Raw genomic sequence first — 17,911 nt, 5'->3', positions numbered from 1 at the left:
ATAAAGCCCTAACGCATGAAAGCGGAAGTCGTTAGGTCGCCAACAGTGAGCATCATGCTTTTTTTTCAACATATAAACAGTTATTATATCAACCAACTTATGACAAAGGAGAGAAAACCAATGCGTTCATTTCGAGTAGAGGCAAAAGGAAGCATTGACCATTTGAACATAGTGGAAGAGGAAAAACCCACTGTCCAGCGTGGGGAGGTTCTCGTAAAAGTGAAAGCATCTTCTTTAAACTATCGGGATCTTGCCATGATAAATAGTGAATACCCGGGAACGGTTCGAGACAATCTAATTCCCCTGTCCGACGGTGCAGGAGAGATCGTTGAAGTTGGGGAAGGCGTGCGGCGATTTCAAGTTGGGGATCGGGTAGCAGGGAACTTCACCCGTGAATGGTTTGGTTCGGAACGTCCAAGTTATATGGAGCCATACGGTTCCCACAGCGATGGGTGGCTAACGGAATATAAGGTGTTGAATCCTGAGCTCCTCGTGCACCTCCCTTCCCATCTTAGCTACGAAGAAGGAGCAACTCTTCCCTGTGCAGCGGTTACAGCCTGGACCGCGCTTCATGGGCCGAACCCTTTATCCGCAGGGGATACCGTGTTGACACTAGGAAGCGGCGGGGTATCTGTTTTTGCCATTCAACTCGCCAAATTGATGGGCATCAATGTTATTGCGACAACTTCCAGTGACCAAAAAGCTGAAAAGCTGAAAGAGCTGGGGGCGGACGAAGTCATTAACTATAAAACGACGCCGAATTGGGGAGAAGAAGCTAAAAAACATACGGGTGGAAAAGGTGTGCAGCGTGTCGTGGAAGTCGGCGGTCCGGCTACCATTCATCAATCCATCCAGGCTGTTTCCCGGGGAGCGGAAGTGGCACTGATCGGTGTGCTTACAAAAACAGGGGATAAAATCGACTACTATGATTTATTCGGAAAAGCCTCCACACGGCCGATAATGGTGGGCAGCCGTGATGCTTTTGAAGCGATGAACAAAGTGATGGAAGACAAGCAGCTCCAACCGGTGATCGATACTGTTTTCCCTTTTGAAGAAGCAAAAGAAGCCTATCATTATTTGGAAAGCCAACGTTTCTTTGGAAAAATTGTAATCAGCCACCACAACGATGCATAAAAATGGATGCTGTGAAGGGGCTGGGAGAAAAGTGTTTGATCCAATGAAAAATCCGAACATGAGGGGTCCATCTATCCAATCCGAATCCGGGAGGCTGGTGCGCCTCCTCGTGCTGGCGTCTACGTCTAATTCCTCCGCTAAGTTCGTGCAACGCATCATGCGAAAATACCAAGTGAACGTTGTGTGAAATTGTTAGGGATCGTGAGAATCTAACATGGCTGTATGTTATGGTACGTGTAGAAAGAACTACGTGGGGGGTAACGAATATTGCGGGAAAAGTTTTCCGGTATGAAATGGACAATGCTTGGCGGAGGTCTTCTCATTTTCCTTGCCGCTTGCGGAACAGAGGAAGATCAAGCAGAAGGGGATCCGGGCTCTACGGAAGCTATTGATGTACAAGTAACCATGCCTGAAGAAATGGACACTGGAGACCACACGTTAGAGACGCAAGTGACACAAGAAGATGAGGCAGTTTCCGATGCGGACGAAGTGATTTTTGAAGTATGGGAAGATGGGAACAAAGAAGACAGTGATATGATTGAAAAAGATACAGAAGATGATGGGCTTTACAGTGCCGACTATACCTTTGACGAGGATGGCATTTATCTTGTGCAACCCCATGTGACGGCCCGTGGCATGCATTCGATGCCTGTTCATCATATTGTTGTTGGTGACGTAGATCAAGAAGAAATCGACGCGTTTGATCAAGACGACATTGATCACGAGAGTGATTTCATGGACGACCATGACGACCACTAAAAAATTTGGGCGCTTCCTACGCCAAGGGACAGCGCTCATTTTTTAATTGCCACACGAACAGGAGGAAACAAATAGTGACACGCTTACAGGATAAAGTTGCGATCGTTACCGGTGCAGCCAGTGGCATTGGATTGGCCAATGCTAAGCTTTTTGCAGAAGAAGGAGCGAAGGTCGTTGCGACGGATGTGCAATCTTCTCTTTTAGAAGAGGAAGCAAAGAAGATTAATGAGCGGGAGGGAGCGGCCACTGCCCTTTCCTTAGACGTTACTTCCGAAGATCATTGGAAAGAAGTCGTTCAGAAAACGGTAGAAACTTATGGACAGATTGATGTGCTCGTGAACAATGCAGGCATTCATATCCCGGATAAAATATTAGAAGCGTCACTGGAAGATTGGCACAAAGTCATGAATGTGAATACGACCGGCATCTTTCTTGGTATGCGCGAAGTCATTCCTGAAATGCAAAAGGTTGGGAGAGGCTCCATCATTAACATCGCCTCGCTTGCTGCTTTAACAGCCACCGGAGCTGCAGGTGGAAACGGAACCGCTTATAGCGCATCCAAAGGAGCGGTACGTTCTTTAACGAAACATGTGGCAGCGCATTTTGCAGAAGAAAATATTCGTGCCAACTGCATCTTCCCCGGCCCGATCAAAACACCCATTATGGGCGATCGCCAGGCGACGATCGCTGAACGAAACCGGGACGTCGTTCCCCTTCCCCCGCATTACGGTGAAGCGAGTGATATTGCCTATGCCGCGCTCTATTATGCATCGGAAGAATCCAGATTTGTCACAGGAGATGAAACGGTTATCGACGGTGGATCGATTATTTAGTCCATGAACATTCCCTCAACATTCACATAGGCTAATTTTAAAATGATGAAGGGAATGAGCACTTTGTATTATATTCCGATCCCAACAATATACCCTTATGCTTATCGGGGGCATCCACCGATCCATCACCCGGCGGATTTTCCAAGACATGATTATGGCAAAAAGGATCAGCAAACAGATCATGGTTCAGAACCATTTGTCGTCAACATCGCAGAAGCGGCCAAACAAAATCAAACGTTTCGTACCGCTCTATGGACGGGAGATCATTTGCAAGTGACGTTGATGAGTATTGATGTGGGAGAAGACATCGGTTTAGAAGTGCACCATGACCATGACCAATTTTTACGGATTGAATCCGGTCAGGGTTTTGTGCAAATGGGGGATCATGAAGATCAATTGGATTTTGAAAGAAGCGTGTATCCGGGTTATAGCATTATGGTACCTGCCGGAAAATGGCACAACCTCACCAATATCGGGAATAGACCATTGAAACTTTACTCGATCTATGCGCCGCCCGAGCATCCATACGGCACCGTACATGAGACGAAAGAAATTGCAGAGGCCGAAGAGCATCATCATTACTAAGATTAGAGCGTCAAACCATGGGGCAGGTGTTGAGCCTGCCCTCTGATACTTATAATTATAAGATCATAACGATTGATGTTATGCTACGGGGAGAGCGTTTTGCGGAATTTTTTATGAGGTGATTTCTTATGGAACAATTAGATAATATTCTCTGCGAATCAGGGTTAACGTACCCCGGAAAGCCAGAAAACATCGCCTTAGGGTACGATGGCGAGGTTAACGTACCCCGAAACGCCAGAAAACATTGCCTTGGGGTACGATGGCGAGGTTAACGTACCCCGAAACGCTAGAAAACATTGCCTCGGGGTACGATTGCGAGGTTAACGTACCCCGAAACGCCAGAAAACATTGCCTTGGGGTACGATGGCGAGGTTAACGTACCCCGGAAAGCCAGAAAACATTGCCTTGGGGTACGATAGAAGGTTTACCGTACCCCGGAAAGCCAGAAAACATCGCCTTGGGGTACGATAGAAGGTTTAACGTACCCCGAAACGCTAGAAAACATTGCCTCGGGGTACGATGAAGAAGGGCTGTTCCGCTTCCCTTGCTTGGTTCGGCTTCCCGGCACAGCTTTGCTTGATTTTTATGCCGATGTCGGGCATACTTCGGCATCCGTGCAAGCCCTCGGCTCTCATTTTATGTGGATGATAGAACGGGTCTCCAACGTTCGCATCCATTCGATCACTTAGACGTTTTTTCAAAGTTCGCTATTAGGGAATTTCTGAAAACACGCTATTAGTGTCTACACTATTTGTTCCGCGCTTTTTGTTTCGACACGAGATGAAGTCTCTTTCCAACTCCATATGCCGAATAGACGCCAATAATCGCCATTATTGCCCAAATCCATGCATGAAGGCTAAATGAAGCGATTCCGCTGAAATAAGCACCGACGTTTGCGCCAAAGGATATAGTCGCGCCGTATCCCATAAGCAAACCTCCTGCCAGTGCCAGGAGTGCGAGGTGCACCGGTATTTTGGAAAATCGAATCATCCCTCCAAGTGTTAAGGTGAGAAACGTTCCAAGGATAACTCCGAAGTTGAGCACGCTTACTGAATCCGTTAAGGTCGGTTGTAACAACGCACCAAGCCGTTCTTCCGCTATCCAGTACTCCCATTGACTCACGTCGACGCCCATGTTCATTAATAGCTTTGATCCCCACAATGTAAAGGCAGCTGTCAGTTTCCAAGGTTCTTCTTGGAGTATAAAAGCCGCGGCGTTGAGCATGGCAAGTACAAGTGCCCCTACCCAAAGCGGCCAAGAGCCAAAAATGATTTTTTTCCACCCAACGGCAGAGGGCAGGGGAGGGAGTAAGGGCGGACGTTTTCGTTTTTTATACACATAAGAAACGGCAACAACTAGAACGAATATCGCGATCTGCATGCCCCAAGCGCCTAAATAACCAAAGCCGGTATCCGTAGCCAGAGAAATTTCAGGACCTGACGGGAGTGTTTTATTCCAGAAACCGAAATGATAAGCGCCAAGCACAGCTCCTGTCAGGAAACCAAGCAGTGTGCATAGCATGGCGGTACGTCCGCCTTTTGCTTGATACAAAGAGGCAGGCGCGAGTCCGCTTCCCATCTCCATCCCAAACCCGAACATAAAAGCTCCGATCACTAATCCGATGCTTACAGGCGAAAGGGCACCTTCAGGTGTATTTCCGAATGCGCCGATGTCAAACATCAAAATAGGGGCAAATAACGTAGCTGCAATTCCTAACATAAACATATGTGCACGCAGCATTTCCGTATTTCCGGTCTCTACAATTTGACGATAAACAGCGGCGAAACCAAAACGGGCATGAAATAATGTAAAACCGATGAAGATTCCTACCCAAAATACAAGCACGAATTCGAAACCGGAAGCTTGATAGGCGAAATAAGTGAAGAGGAGAATTGCAGCGGTTCCCAAAACGGTCAACATATTTTGAGGATTTCTAAGGGTTGGGATTGAGGTGGTCGAATCAGTTGAGCGATCGTTAGTTTTTGTCATGTAACCACCTTTATTCATTTTCGCGGGAACGTAAACGAATCAGACGATACGTATGGATGACAACCACTTTTGCAACGGCATAAGCAGGTACTGCCAAGAGTAAACCGAGAAAACCGGCTAAATTACTCGCGACGAGTAATACGAAGATTACCGTTAACGGGTGAAGGTTTAATTTCTGTCCCATAATCTGCGGCGAGAGAAATACACTTTCAAATTGTTGGATAATAACGACCGCGCCCACCACGAGTAACGCTGTAACCCATGAGTCAAATAAGGCCACAATCACCCCGGGAGCTGTTCCTATCCATGGGCCGATAAAGGGGATTAAATTCGTTACCATCGCGATTAACGCGAGAACGAGTGAATAATCCAATCCAATAATTAAATAAGCGATATAAACAAGGACACCGACACAGAAACTAACAATGATTTGTCCTTGTATAAACGAAGCAAGAGCCGAGTCCATATCGCCGAGGATTCGTCGCCCCTCATTCTCCTGCTTTTGAGGCAGCAGACGTAAAATTTGCTCGGGCGCTTTTTTGCCTTCTTTTAACATATAAAAAAGCACAAATGGAACGATGACGATTACAATAATCGCGCTCGTAAGCGTTCCGAGAAAACTGGCAATGTTATCCCCGATGTTCCCCAAAGAATCCGCTACATAACTCCCCGCTGTTTGAGCGATCTCTTCGATATCAGTGTCTTGGTCTTCCATGAAATTTTGCACGAGGTCACTTTGCATGATGGTGTTAAACCAGCCTTGAATTTCCTGAAAATATCGCGGGGCTTGTTCGATAAATTGGTTTAATTGATCCTGCAGGGTCGGAACCATTAGAAATGCGGCAAGCGTGAGCAAGCCAACAAAGGTTAAGTAAATCAGTAAAATGGCAACGTTTTTTGGCATCCAGCGCTGCAAAACGTGAACAACGGGCCGAAATAAATAAAACAATACCCCCGCAAGCGCAATGGGGGCAAATACCGTTTGAAGGAATATCGCGATCGGCTTAAAAACAAAGTCAACGAGTGTCCCCAGATAAATGATGAGTAGGAGCAGCGCGATCGCGTACCCATACCTGAAGTATTTTCCTTGAGGCATTTTTGCCCCACCTTTCTCACGGTGAATTGAAAGCTACTTGGGCTCGCTTTCCCAATTATTTCACATCGGTGCGATCCTTCCGTTCTTGATAGTCTCGATCGCGATTTTGCATCGTTTCCTCTTGAGCCTCCGTATAGGAGCGCTGGTTATCATCGGAAGTTTCCGGTTGGGTGTGATCGTCTCGTTCCTGTTGGTCGCGTTCCATATTCTCCATCGTTTCTTTTTGCGCTTGTGTGCTTGCTTCTTCACTGGAATGTGTCTGAGATCCGTCGTTGGAAACATGCTGCATAGGCCCGCTTTCCGTATCCGCATCCAGCTTACTGAAATCGGAGCTTTCTCCGTGCCAAAATAAATCAAACAGGGCTCGGCCGTTCGTGGGTTGGCCGTCGGGAAGATAGACGGGCACAGTTTCGAACAGCACATAGAAAAACAAGTAAAACAGGAAGATATCCCAAAACGTATTAGCCGGCAGGACGCCCTGTCCAATCAGCATGTTTACAACCATGGCAATAACGATCATGCTAAGGATCGGCGCTGCATAGATTAACGCGTGCCAAAATTTGCTATCAGGCCGAAGTTCCTCATAGTCCATCCAGCTGTACATGAAAAAATATCGCCGAACTTCTATCGTACGCGTTTGAAATAGCACTGGTCCGCAACCGATCGTGAGCTTTTTTTCTGTCGCACCTAACAAGGTCGTCACGAAATAATAACCACTCTCTCTAATGAACATAACAATGGGCAAAATGAGCATGGCGGACATTAGCAATCGTGGCACATCATCGAAGCCAAACATATCCTTTCCTCCTTTCTTTATATTTCATTTATGTTGTGTCAAAATGCCAAAAATCATTGTAAGTAACGTAGATTATTATTGTCAATGAAGGTTCCATAAATGTAATCTAACTGTAAAATGATTGGTCATTAGACTGTTACCAAAATTTACAGCTCAATAGCTGATCGGACATCTTTCAGAAGAGCGTCCATGAGGCTTTGCATCCTCATGGACGTTGCAGAAGTTAGTCCTCGTTCTTTTTGGCTTCTCCCGTGGCATCCTGTGCTTTCCCTTTAACCTTATCTTTTTTTCCTTCTGCTTGTTTGCCTTTATCATCGGTCGCTTTTCCGAATTTGTCTTTGACTTCGCCTTTGGCTTTATTCATGGCGGATTTCATTTTGTCGCTCTTATGGTCACTCATTAGGAGACTCCTTTCAGGTGATGATATTATCCAGAATCTGTATGATTCTTGCCTTCCTTTTTCCCGTTGTGATTCTCTTTAAACCTTCGTATTAATGTCTTTTTTCGTATAGCTGAGGCAACAACGTGTCCACTATTCATAAAAATCAAACTGTGTGTTTTGTGTCCTGCGGTCCCATCGACGAGCCTATTTTCATCCTGTTCCTTTCGCATAATCCGACGAACGGACTCTTTCGTTGCTTCCTCAATGGCCAAAACACGATGAGCGATTACAATGTTCCCATGTCCAATTTTTAACGTTGTCATCTTTCAGCCTTTCTTGGTTCCATGGGAACATCGAGTGAGATTAAGGCTTGGTAGAGATCGGGGAAACATCGATAAGTGTCGATGGGGATCACGTTATCGCGGTTATTTTTTACGGTGTCAGGATGGAGACCACTGGCGATCACGTCCACCCCGATGTACTCCAAGCCGAGGATCATTTTGGAAAGCTCATCGAAATTTATGGTTCGGATGCTGGATAATTCAATTACGAGGTGAGCATAGGCCTCCTCGTAGCTTTGTTTCAAAACGTCCTGGATGACCGCTTCGTTTATATCCACTAGGAGCGGAAGAAGTCCGATATTTTCCGTAACTTTCAGGATGGGAACCGATCGGTGATTCGTTAGTCTTCGCGAGTTCACGTTGCTTCCCCCTTGTAGGTGTTGATCGGTACGCTTAAACTTCATATTCTGTAAATCACCCCTTTATCAGTGGTTGCGCGGGTTATAGCTGAAGGGACGGCGAAACGATCAATAGGACCCTTCGTATAAATATTTGACCGCCCCACTGATTCAATAAGATTGTTTCATAATTCTTAGGTTATAGATTCTATTCCCTTCACGAAAGATTGTCAAACAGAAAATATATGGTTGAATTCAAGGGATTTACACGTGTACATGGTAGGTCATAGACCTATTGCATCTTAGACGATTATTCGTTATGATGGGGGTATAAAATATCATTTGAATTGTATCATATAGAGGTGATTTCGCTTGGTTAAGCTGGCTTATACACGTGTCGTATCGGAGCAGCAAAATGCACGCGATCAGGTGCAGCAAATGGAAGCGATGCAGATCGACGATTTTTACCATGAACAAGCCTCGGGGGTGAGTCAATCCTATCCTGAACGGAAGCAGTTATTAGAAAATATAAAAGCTGGCGATGAGATCCATGTCACAGAATTACCCAAACTCATACAAAGCATTGAAGACTTACTTGATATGATTCTTCACCTTCGAGAGAAAGACGCTTTGTTATACTCATTGGCAGAATCGTGGATGGATTTCTCCGATCAAAATCCGTACAACGACTATTTTCTAAGCATTGTTGAGGGGCTTCAACAATTGTCCGCCGATATTCGCAAGATGCGCCGACAAGAAGGAGTAGAAGCCGCTAAAGATGAAGGCAAATATAAGGGGCGGAAAAAAACGTATGATACCGAGCATCCCGGCATGAATCATGCGATTGAGCTTTACCGAGAAGGGCGTCACACCGTGAAAAAAATTTGTGAAATCACCCAAATTTCCCGAGCTTCTTTGTATCGGGAGTTGAAACGAAGAGCTGAAAGCTGACGATACTATCGTGAAGCATGGAAAAAAACGAAAATAACAAGGGGAAGTGCTTTATCATCAAGCATGGGCTTATGCGAAGGATAATGATGCTACCTTGCATATCGCGACGGTTTTGGATGCAAAGGGCTCCACTGGGAGCGCTTTGCCACTTAACCAACGAGATGGATCGTATGAAAATTATAAAAAATGTACGTGCTGTTGGTAGTTCCCATTGAAGAACTTGCGATACAATGCTGAATCCTGTAAGACTGTTACCATTCGACTATTTGAAAGATCATTCATTCAATGTGGAAGGTGAATAACCATGAAAAATGCCCTTCTGGTTTACAATGGACAAGCAGGAGAATCCAATGAGGATAGTCACTGTGATGAAATTCAATCCATCCTTAAAGCACATGGTTTCTCCGTTAGGTTTGCACCAACAAAAGGGGAAGGAGATGCGGAAACGATTTGTAAAGTGCATGGTCCATCTTATGCATTTATTTTTATTTTTGGCGGGGACGGAACCGTCAATGAATGCATCAATGGCCTCGCACAGTTGTCTGTTCCTCCAACGATTGGCATCCTGCCGGGAGGAACGGCAAATGATTTCGCAAGGACTTTAAATATTCCATTCGATATCGCAGATGCGACTCATGCTTTGCTTAGTGGCAAAGCGATTAATATAGACGTACCTAAAGCTAATAATCGCTATTTTATCAATTTTTTTGCAGTCGGATTAATCGCGGATACTTCCGATAATATCAATGAACAATTGAAGGAGCGTTTAGGAAAGCTTAGTTATTTTTTAAGCGCAGTAAAAACGACCCTGAAGCCCCGATACTACGACTACAAATTGATGCATCAGGATACAGTTATTAAAGAAGGGGAAGCTGTACTCATTCTCGTTGCCAATGGCGACCATATCGGCTCTGTCAGCTTACCTCAAAGACACACCTTGAGCGACGGCAATTTGGAAATCTACATTGTAAAAGAGGCAGGTTTACCCCTATTGGAGGCGTGGTTTAAGGCAGGAAAAATCGACTGGAATGAGTCTGAAGAAAACAGCAACCTCAGTCACTACCAATTATCGGAACTTCACCTGGAAACGACCCCGGAAGCCAGTATTGATACTGATGGAGAAGACGCTGGTACAACGCCTGTTCATATAACTGTAGATACGGCTTTGACGTTTCTCGTTCCGAACACGGATGTTTTTTAACCCCATTGTTTTTATTGCCGCTTAATCCCCCTTGTTGTGCAAGCTAGCTAACATTAGTATACTAGTAGACACGAATAATAGATCTGCGGTATATTGTATAAAATTTTACATATAAAATATGTAGGTTTACGGAGGGGGATGCAAATGCCCACACTTGTGGAATCATTGCAGGAAACGTTGAGCATGTCACAAGTAACGACGAACATAACAGTGCGTGAATTACATAGCAAAGACGAATCCTACCACGCACCGGTAACGCCTGAAGTCGTCGTTTACCCTTACAACGCACAGGACGTCAGTGAAATAAAGCAAATCGCGAAGCAGTTTAGTAGGCCTGTTTATCCATTTGGGCTTGGGTCCAGTCTTGAAGGTCTTGTAATCCCAACGGAGGATGGGATTTCCATCGATTTTTCTGAAATGAATCGCATTATTGAAGTGAAAGAGCAAGATTTGCTTGTTAAAGTTCAACCTGGCGTCACGCGCACCCAGTTAAACAAAGAACTCAAAAAATACGGACTCTTCTTTTCCGTTGACCCTGGTGCTGATGCGACGATTGGCGGTATGGCCGCTACGAATGCAAGCGGTACAAGTTCCGTGCGTTACGGCATTATGCGCGATCAAGTCCGCGATATTGAAGTCGTACTCGCAGACGGCTCCATCATTCATACAGGCAATCTCGCTGCCAAGTCTTCTTCCGGCTATAATCTAAACGGGTTATTCATTGGTTCGGAAGGGACGCTTGGCAGCTTCACAGAGATCACCTTGGAAGTGCACGGGATTCCTGAGCATATCGTCGCCGGACGTGCTGTGTTTCCTACCATTGACAATGCCGTTGAAGCCGCCGTATCCACCCTGCACGCCGGTGTGCCGATCGCCCGCTGCGAGCTCGTTGATGAGCCATCAGTGAAAAAGACAAATGAATTTAGCGATACGGATTATCCAGTTCAACCTACGCTGTTTTTAGAATTTCACGGCAATGAAGCCGGCCTTAATCAAGATCTTGCATTTATGAAAGAGATTGTGAAGGAACAAGGGTGCGAAGAAATCGAATTCGAACAAGATAATGCAGCTAGAAACAAGTTGTGGGAAGCCCGTCACAACTTAGCCTACGCTTACATTCACGGTGCACCCGGGAAGAAAATGATGACCACAGATGTTTGTGTTCCCATTTCCGAATTGGCCGGAGCAATCAGGCATGCGCGTAAAGTCGTTGATGACTCCATGTTTGAGGGCGGCATCGCCGGTCACGTCGGTGATGGTAACTATCACATCATTCTTATGTTTGACCGCAATAGCGAAGAGGAGATTCAGGCTGCTGCAAAACTAAACGAAGAGGTCGTCAAATACGCGCTCTCTGTCGGCGGTACATGCACCGGCGAACATGGTGTTGGCCTTGGCAAGCAAAAATATCAAGCAGAAGAACACGGGGAATCGCTTTTTGTCATGAAAAAAATCAAAGAAGCGTTTGATCCGGAGAATAGATTAAACCCGTTTAAGCTCGTGCAGTTCAAGGAGTAAATGGACCATGAAGGTTTTAGCATCGATCAGTACATTCGCGGGAAAGTATTTTGCTTTTTTGGTCATTGCCGCTGCAATTCTGGCTTTTTTGGTTCCAGAACCATTTATTCCAATTAACGATTATGTGCCTTTTTTACTCGGGATCGTTATGCTGGGGATGGGGATGACGCTTAAACCTGTTGATTTTAAGCTTATCGCCAAACATCCGCTGCCGGTTATCCTCGGGCTAATCTTTCAATATACAATCATGCCGCTCACAGCGCTTTTGATCGCTTATCTATTAAATCTTCCGCCTGAGCTTGCAGCAGGTCTCGTTTTGCTCGGGTCTGTCCCTGGCGGGACGGCCTCCAATGTCATGGTCTATCTCGCGAAAGGAGATTTACCATTATCGATTACGATGACGTCCATGTCAACACTCGTGGCACCAATCACAACACCGGCTATTCTTTATGCGCTAGCTGGCCATTGGATGCCGGTGAACTTTTGGGAAATGTTTACGATGATCGTTCAAGTCATCATCGTACCTGTCACATTAGGCCTTATTTTGCGACGCTTTTTGCCCGTCTTTGTCGATAAGACAGTTACGGTCATGCCGCTCGTATCGGTTCTAGCTATTCTGACTATTATTATGGGTGCTGTCGGAGCAAATGCAGAAAGCCTAGCGACAGCGGGTCTTATCTCTTTTGTAGCCGTCATGCTTCATAACGCTGCAGGGCTCACATCCGGTTATGCTGCCGCAAAAGTATCCAGGCTTACTCTAAGCCAGCGAAGAGCCGTATCCATTGAGATTGGAATGCAAAATACCGGTCTCGGTGTGACGCTCGCGACTGCCCATTTAACGCCGCTTGCTGCCATTCCTAGTGTGATCGGAACTGCTTGGCACAACATTACAGGACCAATCATGGCAACCTATTGGTCAAAGTGGCCGCTGAACGATGACCATACTGAACGAAAGGATACGAAAAACCTTTAACATGCGCGGGTTGACAGGCTTGATAGTGTGCACAGATAAAAGCGAGACCCTTTTAAGCTTTTTGGCTTTGGGGGTCTTTTTTTACGGTTCAGTGATGATAAAAGGAAACAATTCCCAGTATAGAAGACTCAAAATCTCATCTCACGTTCATTACAAAAAGATTACATTTTCCGCTGTCTTTCTATAAAAAAATCACATGTTTACACGCGTTTGGTAGTGATTTCCGTTTTTTTATTAAATATTTCCCGGCCCCAGGAAAAAAAGGCTGATATTACACATTGACAACAAAACCATTAAAGTTATTGAAAGCTGAAACTACTGTCACTATAATTCGAACATGGATTAAGTAATTACTAAGGAGGTGTACATTTACTTCATCACGTACCTTTAAACCTAAACAGCTGGCACCGAGTGTGCAGATACGTAGATGAGTGAATGGATCTTTATGAAAAAATATATCGTAAGCGTAGTAGCAGCGGCAGGTTTGATTGCAGCGCCGAACGCGGCAGATGCTGCATTCGATTCCTATCAAATGACTAGTGGCGAGGTAAGCGATGATGTTAACGAACTGCAGGTGACACTAAAGGAACTAGGTTATTTTAGTGGTTCAACAGGGCACACCTTTGGGCCAAGAACATTAAGTGCAGTTCAAGACTTTCAACAGGATAACGGGATTTCTTCTCCGGCCGGCAATTTCTATGGTGTAGCAGGTCCTGCGACGCAAGACGCAATTAATTCTATTTCCGGCGAATCTACCGGAAGTACCGGTGAAAGCAACGAAACCACGGATGAAGGAACCGCAGAAGAAACAGGAACCGAAGAGAACACAGGAACTGAAGAGAGCACGGGATCTGAAGGCTCTACCGATGCAGAAGGCGAAACCTTTACAATGGAAGCAACAGCATACACTGCAAATTGCGATGGTTGCAGTGGTGTAACAGCTACAGGGATCGATCTTAACAATGATCGTGACGCAAACGTTGTAGCGGTTGACCCAAGTGTCATCGATCTCGGCTCTACTGTTCATGTTGAAGGATACGGCGAAGCAGTAGCCGGAGATGTCGGCGGAGACATCAACGGAGAAAGAATTGATCTTCATAAGCCAACAGCAGGAGAAGCTGAGAGCTTTGGACGCCAAGACGTTGAAGTGACGGTTCTAGATTAATAACGCAATCACCCCTTGCTAATCGTTAGCGAGGGGTATGTTTTGTTTATAAGACCTATTAAGGTAACATTTCTTTAATCCTATCGCGATTAATGATACGCTTACTATTGATTGGAGAGCGTATAGATGAAAAATATAAAGATCGTTACAGACTCCACGACAGATTTATCCAAGGATGTGTTAGATGCACATTCCATTCATGTCGTGCCATTATCCATACACATAGACGGCAAGGAATTTGTTGACCAAGTCGATATTTCACCTGAGGCATTTATTACGGAGATGGCTCGAGCAAAAGATCTCCCGAAAACATCTCAGCCGGCAATAGGGGAATTGGTTACAAAATATGAAGAGTTAGGGAAAGATGGCGGCCACATTTTGTCGATCCACCTCGCTTCCGGTTTGAGCGGCACTTATGAAACAGCTCGAATGGCAGCAGAAGAGGCGAAGGCAGAGGTGACCGTGGTCGACTCCGAGTACATCTCGTCAGCATTGGGCTTCCAAGTTGAAGAAGCAGCAAAAATGGCCGCGGAAGGGAAGTCAGTGGAGGACATATTGGATCGTTTAAAGACGATCAAGCAAAATTCACGCTTATACGTCGTTGTCGAGACACTTGAAAACCTTGTGAAAGGCGGAAGGATCGGCAAAGGAAAAGCTTTTTTGGGATCCCTTCTTAACATAAAGCCAATAGCGGCATTAGAGGAAGGCGTATATACGCCAGTCGCCAAAGTCCGAACACAATCACAAATGATCCAGACACTCATGAAATATTTTAAAAAAGATTCAGAGGATCGACAAATTAAAGGCATCAGCATCTCTCACGCCAATGCGTCCGAGCTTGCCAACAAGCTAAAAGACGCGATCGCAACAGAAAACCGATTCAAGGACATCATGATCCAAACAACCACTCCCATCATCAGCACCCATACCGGGGAAGGCGCCATCGGATTTTCGTATTATACCGATTCACTTTAAAAAGTAAAAAAGCCGCTGGTGTAACCATATCACCGGTCCAACAGAATTTGTACAGAGCAGTTTCATTCGGGCGAACGGATGCGCTCACGAAAAGTGATGCCGTAAGCGCTAATTGCGATGTCTCAAAACCCTTGCGGCGCAAAGGATGAGAGCAAATCATAAAAATTCCAACATAGCGGCGTTCAACAGTATCATTCACGAAACATTGAGTCCAAAGGATAAAAGCTCTCCGTTTTGGGGACTCTTTGTGTTACGCGTGAACCATCTGAGTCCTCAGTAATGTGTTTAGCGGACTCTGGAGATTGGGCGTGAACCATCTGAGTCCTCAGGAATGTGTTTAGCGGACTCTGGGCGCTGCACGTGAACCATCCGAGTCCTCAGGAACGTGTTTAGCGGACTCTGGAGATTGGGCGTGAACCATCTGAGTCCTCAGGAACGTGTTTAGCGGACTCTGGAGATTGTACGTGAACCATCCGAGTCCTCAGGAACGTGTTTAGCGGACTCTGGAGATTGTACGTGAACCATCCGAGTCCTCAGGAACGTGTTTAGCGGACTCTGGAGATTGTACGTGAACCATCCGAGTCCTCAGGAACGTGTTTAGCGGACTCTGGAGACTGCACGTGAACCATCTGAGTCCTCAGGAATGTGTTTAGCGGACTCTGGGCGCTGCACGTGAACCATCCGAGTCCTCAGGAACGTGTTTAGCGGACTCTGGAGATTGGGCGTGAACCATCTGAGTCCCCAAGATCGGTTGTAGCGGACTCATAGCATTGCTCAGTAGCCAAATGAGTCCTCAAGATTAGGGTTTGCGAACGCATTTGGGCTAGCGCCAAATGAGTCTGCAAATGCAACAAAACACGGTATGTTCATCTTTCCATGGGGTGTGTCGTAACGCCTCATGGTAGTTTTGGGGCATAAAAACGAATGGTCTACGAATGGACGCGATGTTGCTGACAAACAAAAAATAGCCCCTCATGAGTTTTGGTGGACATGAGAGGGGCTAACCCTAACATTCTAGCCAAATGCCCAAGCAGGGATTTAGCTTACCGTCTAGTTTTTTACACTAGGCGGTATTTTCATTTTATACCTTAATTTAGGTGCTGCTGAATAGATAAAAATTCCCTTATTAACAAGGATTTTCGCTATTTTTGTCGAAGTAAAGTGCAAAGGAAAGTCTACAAAGAGACGAAAAAACCTTGCACCTGGAGGACGAAATCATGTATCACCATTCGGAACATCAAATGCTTTTACCCGATGACTTTTTTCTACCATTCGGTGGCCGATTGAACCCGGATAACCGTTGGGTCGTGCTGGCAAGCTTGATCCCGTGGTGGAAAGTAGAAGAAGCGTATAAGGAAACCCTCAAGGACCTGACACAAGGGAATCAAGCGTATTCGGTCCGAATGGCTCTGGGTGCCCTGATTATCAAAGAGAAACTAGGCACGAGTGACCGTGAAACCGTCGAACAGATGACCGAGAATCCGTACCTGCAATACTTCCTTGGCCTGCCTGAATTCACTGAAACAGCGCCTTTCGATGCTTCGACCATGACGCACTTTCGTAAACGTATATCCCGTGAGATGATCGATCAAGTCAATGCGTGGATCGTGGAAGACCAACAATCTCAAAAAGATAGTGGCGATGGCGATGACGATGATGATCATCGCGGAACGTCTTCATCTTCAGCGCCCGCTGAAGAAAAAAAGAAGGAGACAGACGCCGCGGAGACACATCAAGGAAAGCTCTTGATCGATGCCACGTGTGCACCTGCAGCTATCACCTACCCAACGGACTTGAAACTTTTGAATGAAGCCCGTGAAAAGCTGGAAACGATGATTGACGTGTTGCACGAACCATTCCGTGGAAGCCGGAAGAAACCTCGAACTTACCGGAACCAAGCTCGAAAGTCTTACCTGTCCATTGCCAAACAGAAAAGCCCGAAACGCAAGAAGGTACGGAAAGCGATTCGAAAGCAGCTAGGCTATGTGGAGCGAGATCTCAACCATCTGGAGAAACTGTCTCTTCAATCCGGACTCGACCGACTCAGCCGTAAACAGTACGGTGAACTCTTTGTCATCCAAGAATTGTATCGCCAACAAAGGCAGATGTATGATTCAAAGACCCACCGCATTGAGGATCGGATCGTTAGCATTCACCAACCTCATGTTCGGCCGATTGTTCGTGGAAAGGCCCATACGAACGTGGAGTTTGGCGCCAAGTTGTCCATGAGCCTGGTAGACGGATGGGCGTTTCTCGACAACTTGCAGTGGGATGCGTATCACGAAGCCGCTGATCTTCCTGGCGCCGTGGAAGCCTATGCGCAGCGCGCTGGCGTTTATCCCGAAGCTGTTTTGGCGGATAAGATTTATCTCACACGCGAGAACCGAAAGTACTGCAAGGAACGCGGGATTCGCCTAACGGGTCCCAAGCTGGGCCGTCCTCCCAAACAAGAATCCAAAGAACAAAAGCAGATCGAGAAGCAGGATGCCGCAGAACGAAATGCCATCGAAGGGAAATTCGGTGAAGGAAAGCGCACCTATGGCCTTGGTCTTATTCGAGCATGCCTTCGAAATACCAGTGAAACAGTGATTTCCCTCCAAGTGCTCGTCATGAATCTCTCGAAAGCCCTTCGGGAGCATTCTTTTTTTAGTTTTTTCATGTATTTGGTTCAGGACGTTCGATGTTCAGAAGGCTCCCCCAAGGTTGCGTGAATGAACGGTAGGTCATTCAGCAACCCCTAATTTATCATAACCATATTCAATGGTTACCGTACGTTTCTAAAGGAATGTGAACATCTCGGAAATGCGGAATGTCGTTTGCTGGTTTCTGAACGCTCTATGGTAAGGGGATTGCCCCTCAAGTTTGTCCTGCTCGG

General features: G+C 46.0%; 17 protein-coding genes. 11 read left to right on the top strand and 6 right to left on the bottom strand.

Annotated features, from left to right (window positions below):
* Positions 1-120: 120 nt before the first annotated feature.
* The 4 genes from EPH95_RS06165 (at position 121) to EPH95_RS06150 (ending at position 3,311) form a co-directional block, all read left to right on the top strand.
* On the top strand, positions 121-1,134 hold the full coding sequence (locus EPH95_RS06165) for a zinc-dependent alcohol dehydrogenase family protein (protein WP_142088261.1): 1,014 nt from the start codon (positions 121-123) through the stop codon (positions 1,132-1,134).
* Positions 1,135-1,401: 267 nt separating this feature from the next.
* Positions 1,402-1,893, top strand: a complete 492-nt coding sequence (locus EPH95_RS06160) for a FixH family protein (RefSeq protein WP_142088259.1) — start codon at positions 1,402-1,404, stop codon at positions 1,891-1,893.
* Positions 1,894-1,967: 74 nt separating this feature from the next.
* On the top strand, positions 1,968-2,726 hold the full coding sequence (locus EPH95_RS06155; RefSeq protein ID WP_142088257.1) for an SDR family NAD(P)-dependent oxidoreductase: 759 nt from the start codon (positions 1,968-1,970) through the stop codon (positions 2,724-2,726).
* 54 nt (positions 2,727-2,780) lie between these two features.
* On the top strand, positions 2,781-3,311 hold the full coding sequence (locus EPH95_RS06150) for a cupin domain-containing protein (RefSeq protein WP_405127424.1): 531 nt from the start codon (positions 2,781-2,783) through the stop codon (positions 3,309-3,311).
* Between the two features lie 747 nt (positions 3,312-4,058).
* Here the strand turns inward: EPH95_RS06150 and EPH95_RS06145 are convergent.
* The 6 genes from EPH95_RS06145 to EPH95_RS06120 form a co-directional block, all read right to left on the bottom strand.
* Entirely contained in the window at positions 4,059-5,300 is a 1,242-nt protein-coding gene (locus EPH95_RS06145; RefSeq protein ID WP_227004071.1) for a YeeE/YedE family protein, read from the bottom strand.
* Between the two features lie 10 nt (positions 5,301-5,310).
* A complete protein-coding gene (locus EPH95_RS06140) occupies positions 5,311-6,396 on the bottom strand; it encodes an AI-2E family transporter (RefSeq protein ID WP_142088253.1) in 1,086 nt (361 codons plus the stop codon).
* Positions 6,397-6,451: 55 nt separating this feature from the next.
* The gene (locus tag EPH95_RS06135; RefSeq protein ID WP_142088251.1) at positions 6,452-7,192 is read right to left on the bottom strand and encodes a hypothetical protein; all 741 of its coding nucleotides are present in this window, start codon (positions 7,190-7,192) and stop codon (positions 6,452-6,454) included.
* A gap of 223 nt (positions 7,193-7,415) precedes the next feature.
* Entirely contained in the window at positions 7,416-7,592 is a 177-nt protein-coding gene (locus EPH95_RS06130; RefSeq protein WP_142088249.1) for a CsbD family protein, read from the bottom strand.
* Positions 7,593-7,618: 26 nt separating this feature from the next.
* Positions 7,619-7,897 (bottom strand): extracellular matrix/biofilm biosynthesis regulator RemA family protein, encoded by a 279-nt coding sequence (locus tag EPH95_RS06125; protein ID WP_142088247.1) that lies wholly within the window; start codon positions 7,895-7,897, stop codon positions 7,619-7,621.
* A complete protein-coding gene (locus EPH95_RS06120) occupies positions 7,894-8,319 on the bottom strand; it encodes an STAS domain-containing protein (RefSeq protein WP_160141647.1) in 426 nt (141 codons plus the stop codon). The genes EPH95_RS06125 and EPH95_RS06120 overlap by 4 nt, the downstream gene beginning before the upstream one ends.
* Positions 8,320-8,625: 306 nt before the next feature.
* On the opposite strand from EPH95_RS06120, the gene EPH95_RS06115 reads away from it, so the two are divergent.
* From EPH95_RS06115 to EPH95_RS06085, 7 genes are all read left to right on the top strand, one after another.
* Entirely contained in the window at positions 8,626-9,204 is a 579-nt protein-coding gene (locus EPH95_RS06115; RefSeq protein WP_142088243.1) for a recombinase family protein, read from the top strand.
* A gap of 304 nt (positions 9,205-9,508) precedes the next feature.
* Complete coding sequence (locus EPH95_RS06110) at positions 9,509-10,405, top strand: diacylglycerol/lipid kinase family protein (RefSeq protein WP_142088241.1); 897 nt, start codon at positions 9,509-9,511, stop codon at positions 10,403-10,405.
* Between the two features lie 144 nt (positions 10,406-10,549).
* A complete protein-coding gene (locus EPH95_RS06105; protein WP_405127423.1) occupies positions 10,550-11,923 on the top strand; it encodes an FAD-binding oxidoreductase in 1,374 nt (457 codons plus the stop codon).
* A gap of 7 nt (positions 11,924-11,930) precedes the next feature.
* Positions 11,931-12,896 carry a bile acid:sodium symporter family protein gene (locus EPH95_RS06100; protein WP_142088237.1) on the top strand — a complete coding sequence of 322 codons (966 nt, stop codon included), beginning with the start codon at positions 11,931-11,933 and terminating at the stop codon, positions 12,894-12,896.
* A 427-nt stretch (positions 12,897-13,323) separates the two neighbouring features.
* Positions 13,324-14,061 (top strand): 3D domain-containing protein, encoded by a 738-nt coding sequence (locus tag EPH95_RS06095; RefSeq protein WP_142088235.1) that lies wholly within the window; start codon positions 13,324-13,326, stop codon positions 14,059-14,061.
* A gap of 126 nt (positions 14,062-14,187) precedes the next feature.
* Positions 14,188-15,036, top strand: a complete 849-nt coding sequence (locus EPH95_RS06090) for a DegV family protein (RefSeq protein ID WP_142088233.1) — start codon at positions 14,188-14,190, stop codon at positions 15,034-15,036.
* A 1,217-nt stretch (positions 15,037-16,253) separates the two neighbouring features.
* The gene (locus EPH95_RS06085; RefSeq protein WP_319592822.1) at positions 16,254-17,747 is read left to right on the top strand and encodes an IS5 family transposase; all 1,494 of its coding nucleotides are present in this window, start codon (positions 16,254-16,256) and stop codon (positions 17,745-17,747) included.
* The last annotated feature ends 164 nt before the right edge of the window (positions 17,748-17,911 follow it).

The sequence above is a fragment of the Salicibibacter halophilus genome (genome assembly GCF_006740705.1).
GTDB classification, from domain to species: Bacteria; Bacillota; Bacilli; order Bacillales; family Marinococcaceae; genus Salicibibacter; species Salicibibacter halophilus.
Note: the sequence above shows the minus strand (reverse complement) of the source record. Positions and strands in the feature narration are given on the sequence as shown.

What these genes read in the sequence shown, in the direction of transcription:
- EPH95_RS06165 (WP_142088261.1), top strand. Translation starts at nt 121, where the DNA reads ATGCGTTCATTTCGAGTAGAGGCAAAAGGAAGCATTGACCATTTGAAC.
- EPH95_RS06150 (WP_405127424.1), top strand. Translation starts at nt 2,781, where the DNA reads ATGAGCACTTTGTATTATATTCCGATCCCAACAATATACCCTTATGCT.
- EPH95_RS06145 (WP_227004071.1), bottom strand. Translation starts at nt 5,300, where the DNA reads ATGACAAAAACTAACGATCGCTCAACTGATTCGACCACCTCAATCCCA.
- EPH95_RS06140 (WP_142088253.1), bottom strand. Translation starts at nt 6,396, where the DNA reads ATGCCTCAAGGAAAATACTTCAGGTATGGGTACGCGATCGCGCTGCTC.
- EPH95_RS06135 (WP_142088251.1), bottom strand. Translation starts at nt 7,192, where the DNA reads ATGTTTGGCTTCGATGATGTGCCACGATTGCTAATGTCCGCCATGCTC.
- EPH95_RS06130 (WP_142088249.1), bottom strand. Translation starts at nt 7,592, where the DNA reads ATGAGTGACCATAAGAGCGACAAAATGAAATCCGCCATGAATAAAGCC.
- EPH95_RS06125 (WP_142088247.1), bottom strand. Translation starts at nt 7,897, where the DNA reads ATGACAACGTTAAAAATTGGACATGGGAACATTGTAATCGCTCATCGT.
- EPH95_RS06120 (WP_160141647.1), bottom strand. Translation starts at nt 8,319, where the DNA reads ATGAAGTTTAAGCGTACCGATCAACACCTACAAGGGGGAAGCAACGTG.
- EPH95_RS06110 (WP_142088241.1), top strand. Translation starts at nt 9,509, where the DNA reads ATGAAAAATGCCCTTCTGGTTTACAATGGACAAGCAGGAGAATCCAAT.
- EPH95_RS06105 (WP_405127423.1), top strand. Translation starts at nt 10,550, where the DNA reads ATGCCCACACTTGTGGAATCATTGCAGGAAACGTTGAGCATGTCACAA.
- EPH95_RS06100 (WP_142088237.1), top strand. Translation starts at nt 11,931, where the DNA reads ATGAAGGTTTTAGCATCGATCAGTACATTCGCGGGAAAGTATTTTGCT.
- EPH95_RS06095 (WP_142088235.1), top strand. Translation starts at nt 13,324, where the DNA reads ATGAGTGAATGGATCTTTATGAAAAAATATATCGTAAGCGTAGTAGCA.
- EPH95_RS06090 (WP_142088233.1), top strand. Translation starts at nt 14,188, where the DNA reads ATGAAAAATATAAAGATCGTTACAGACTCCACGACAGATTTATCCAAG.
- EPH95_RS06085 (WP_319592822.1), top strand. Translation starts at nt 16,254, where the DNA reads ATGTATCACCATTCGGAACATCAAATGCTTTTACCCGATGACTTTTTT.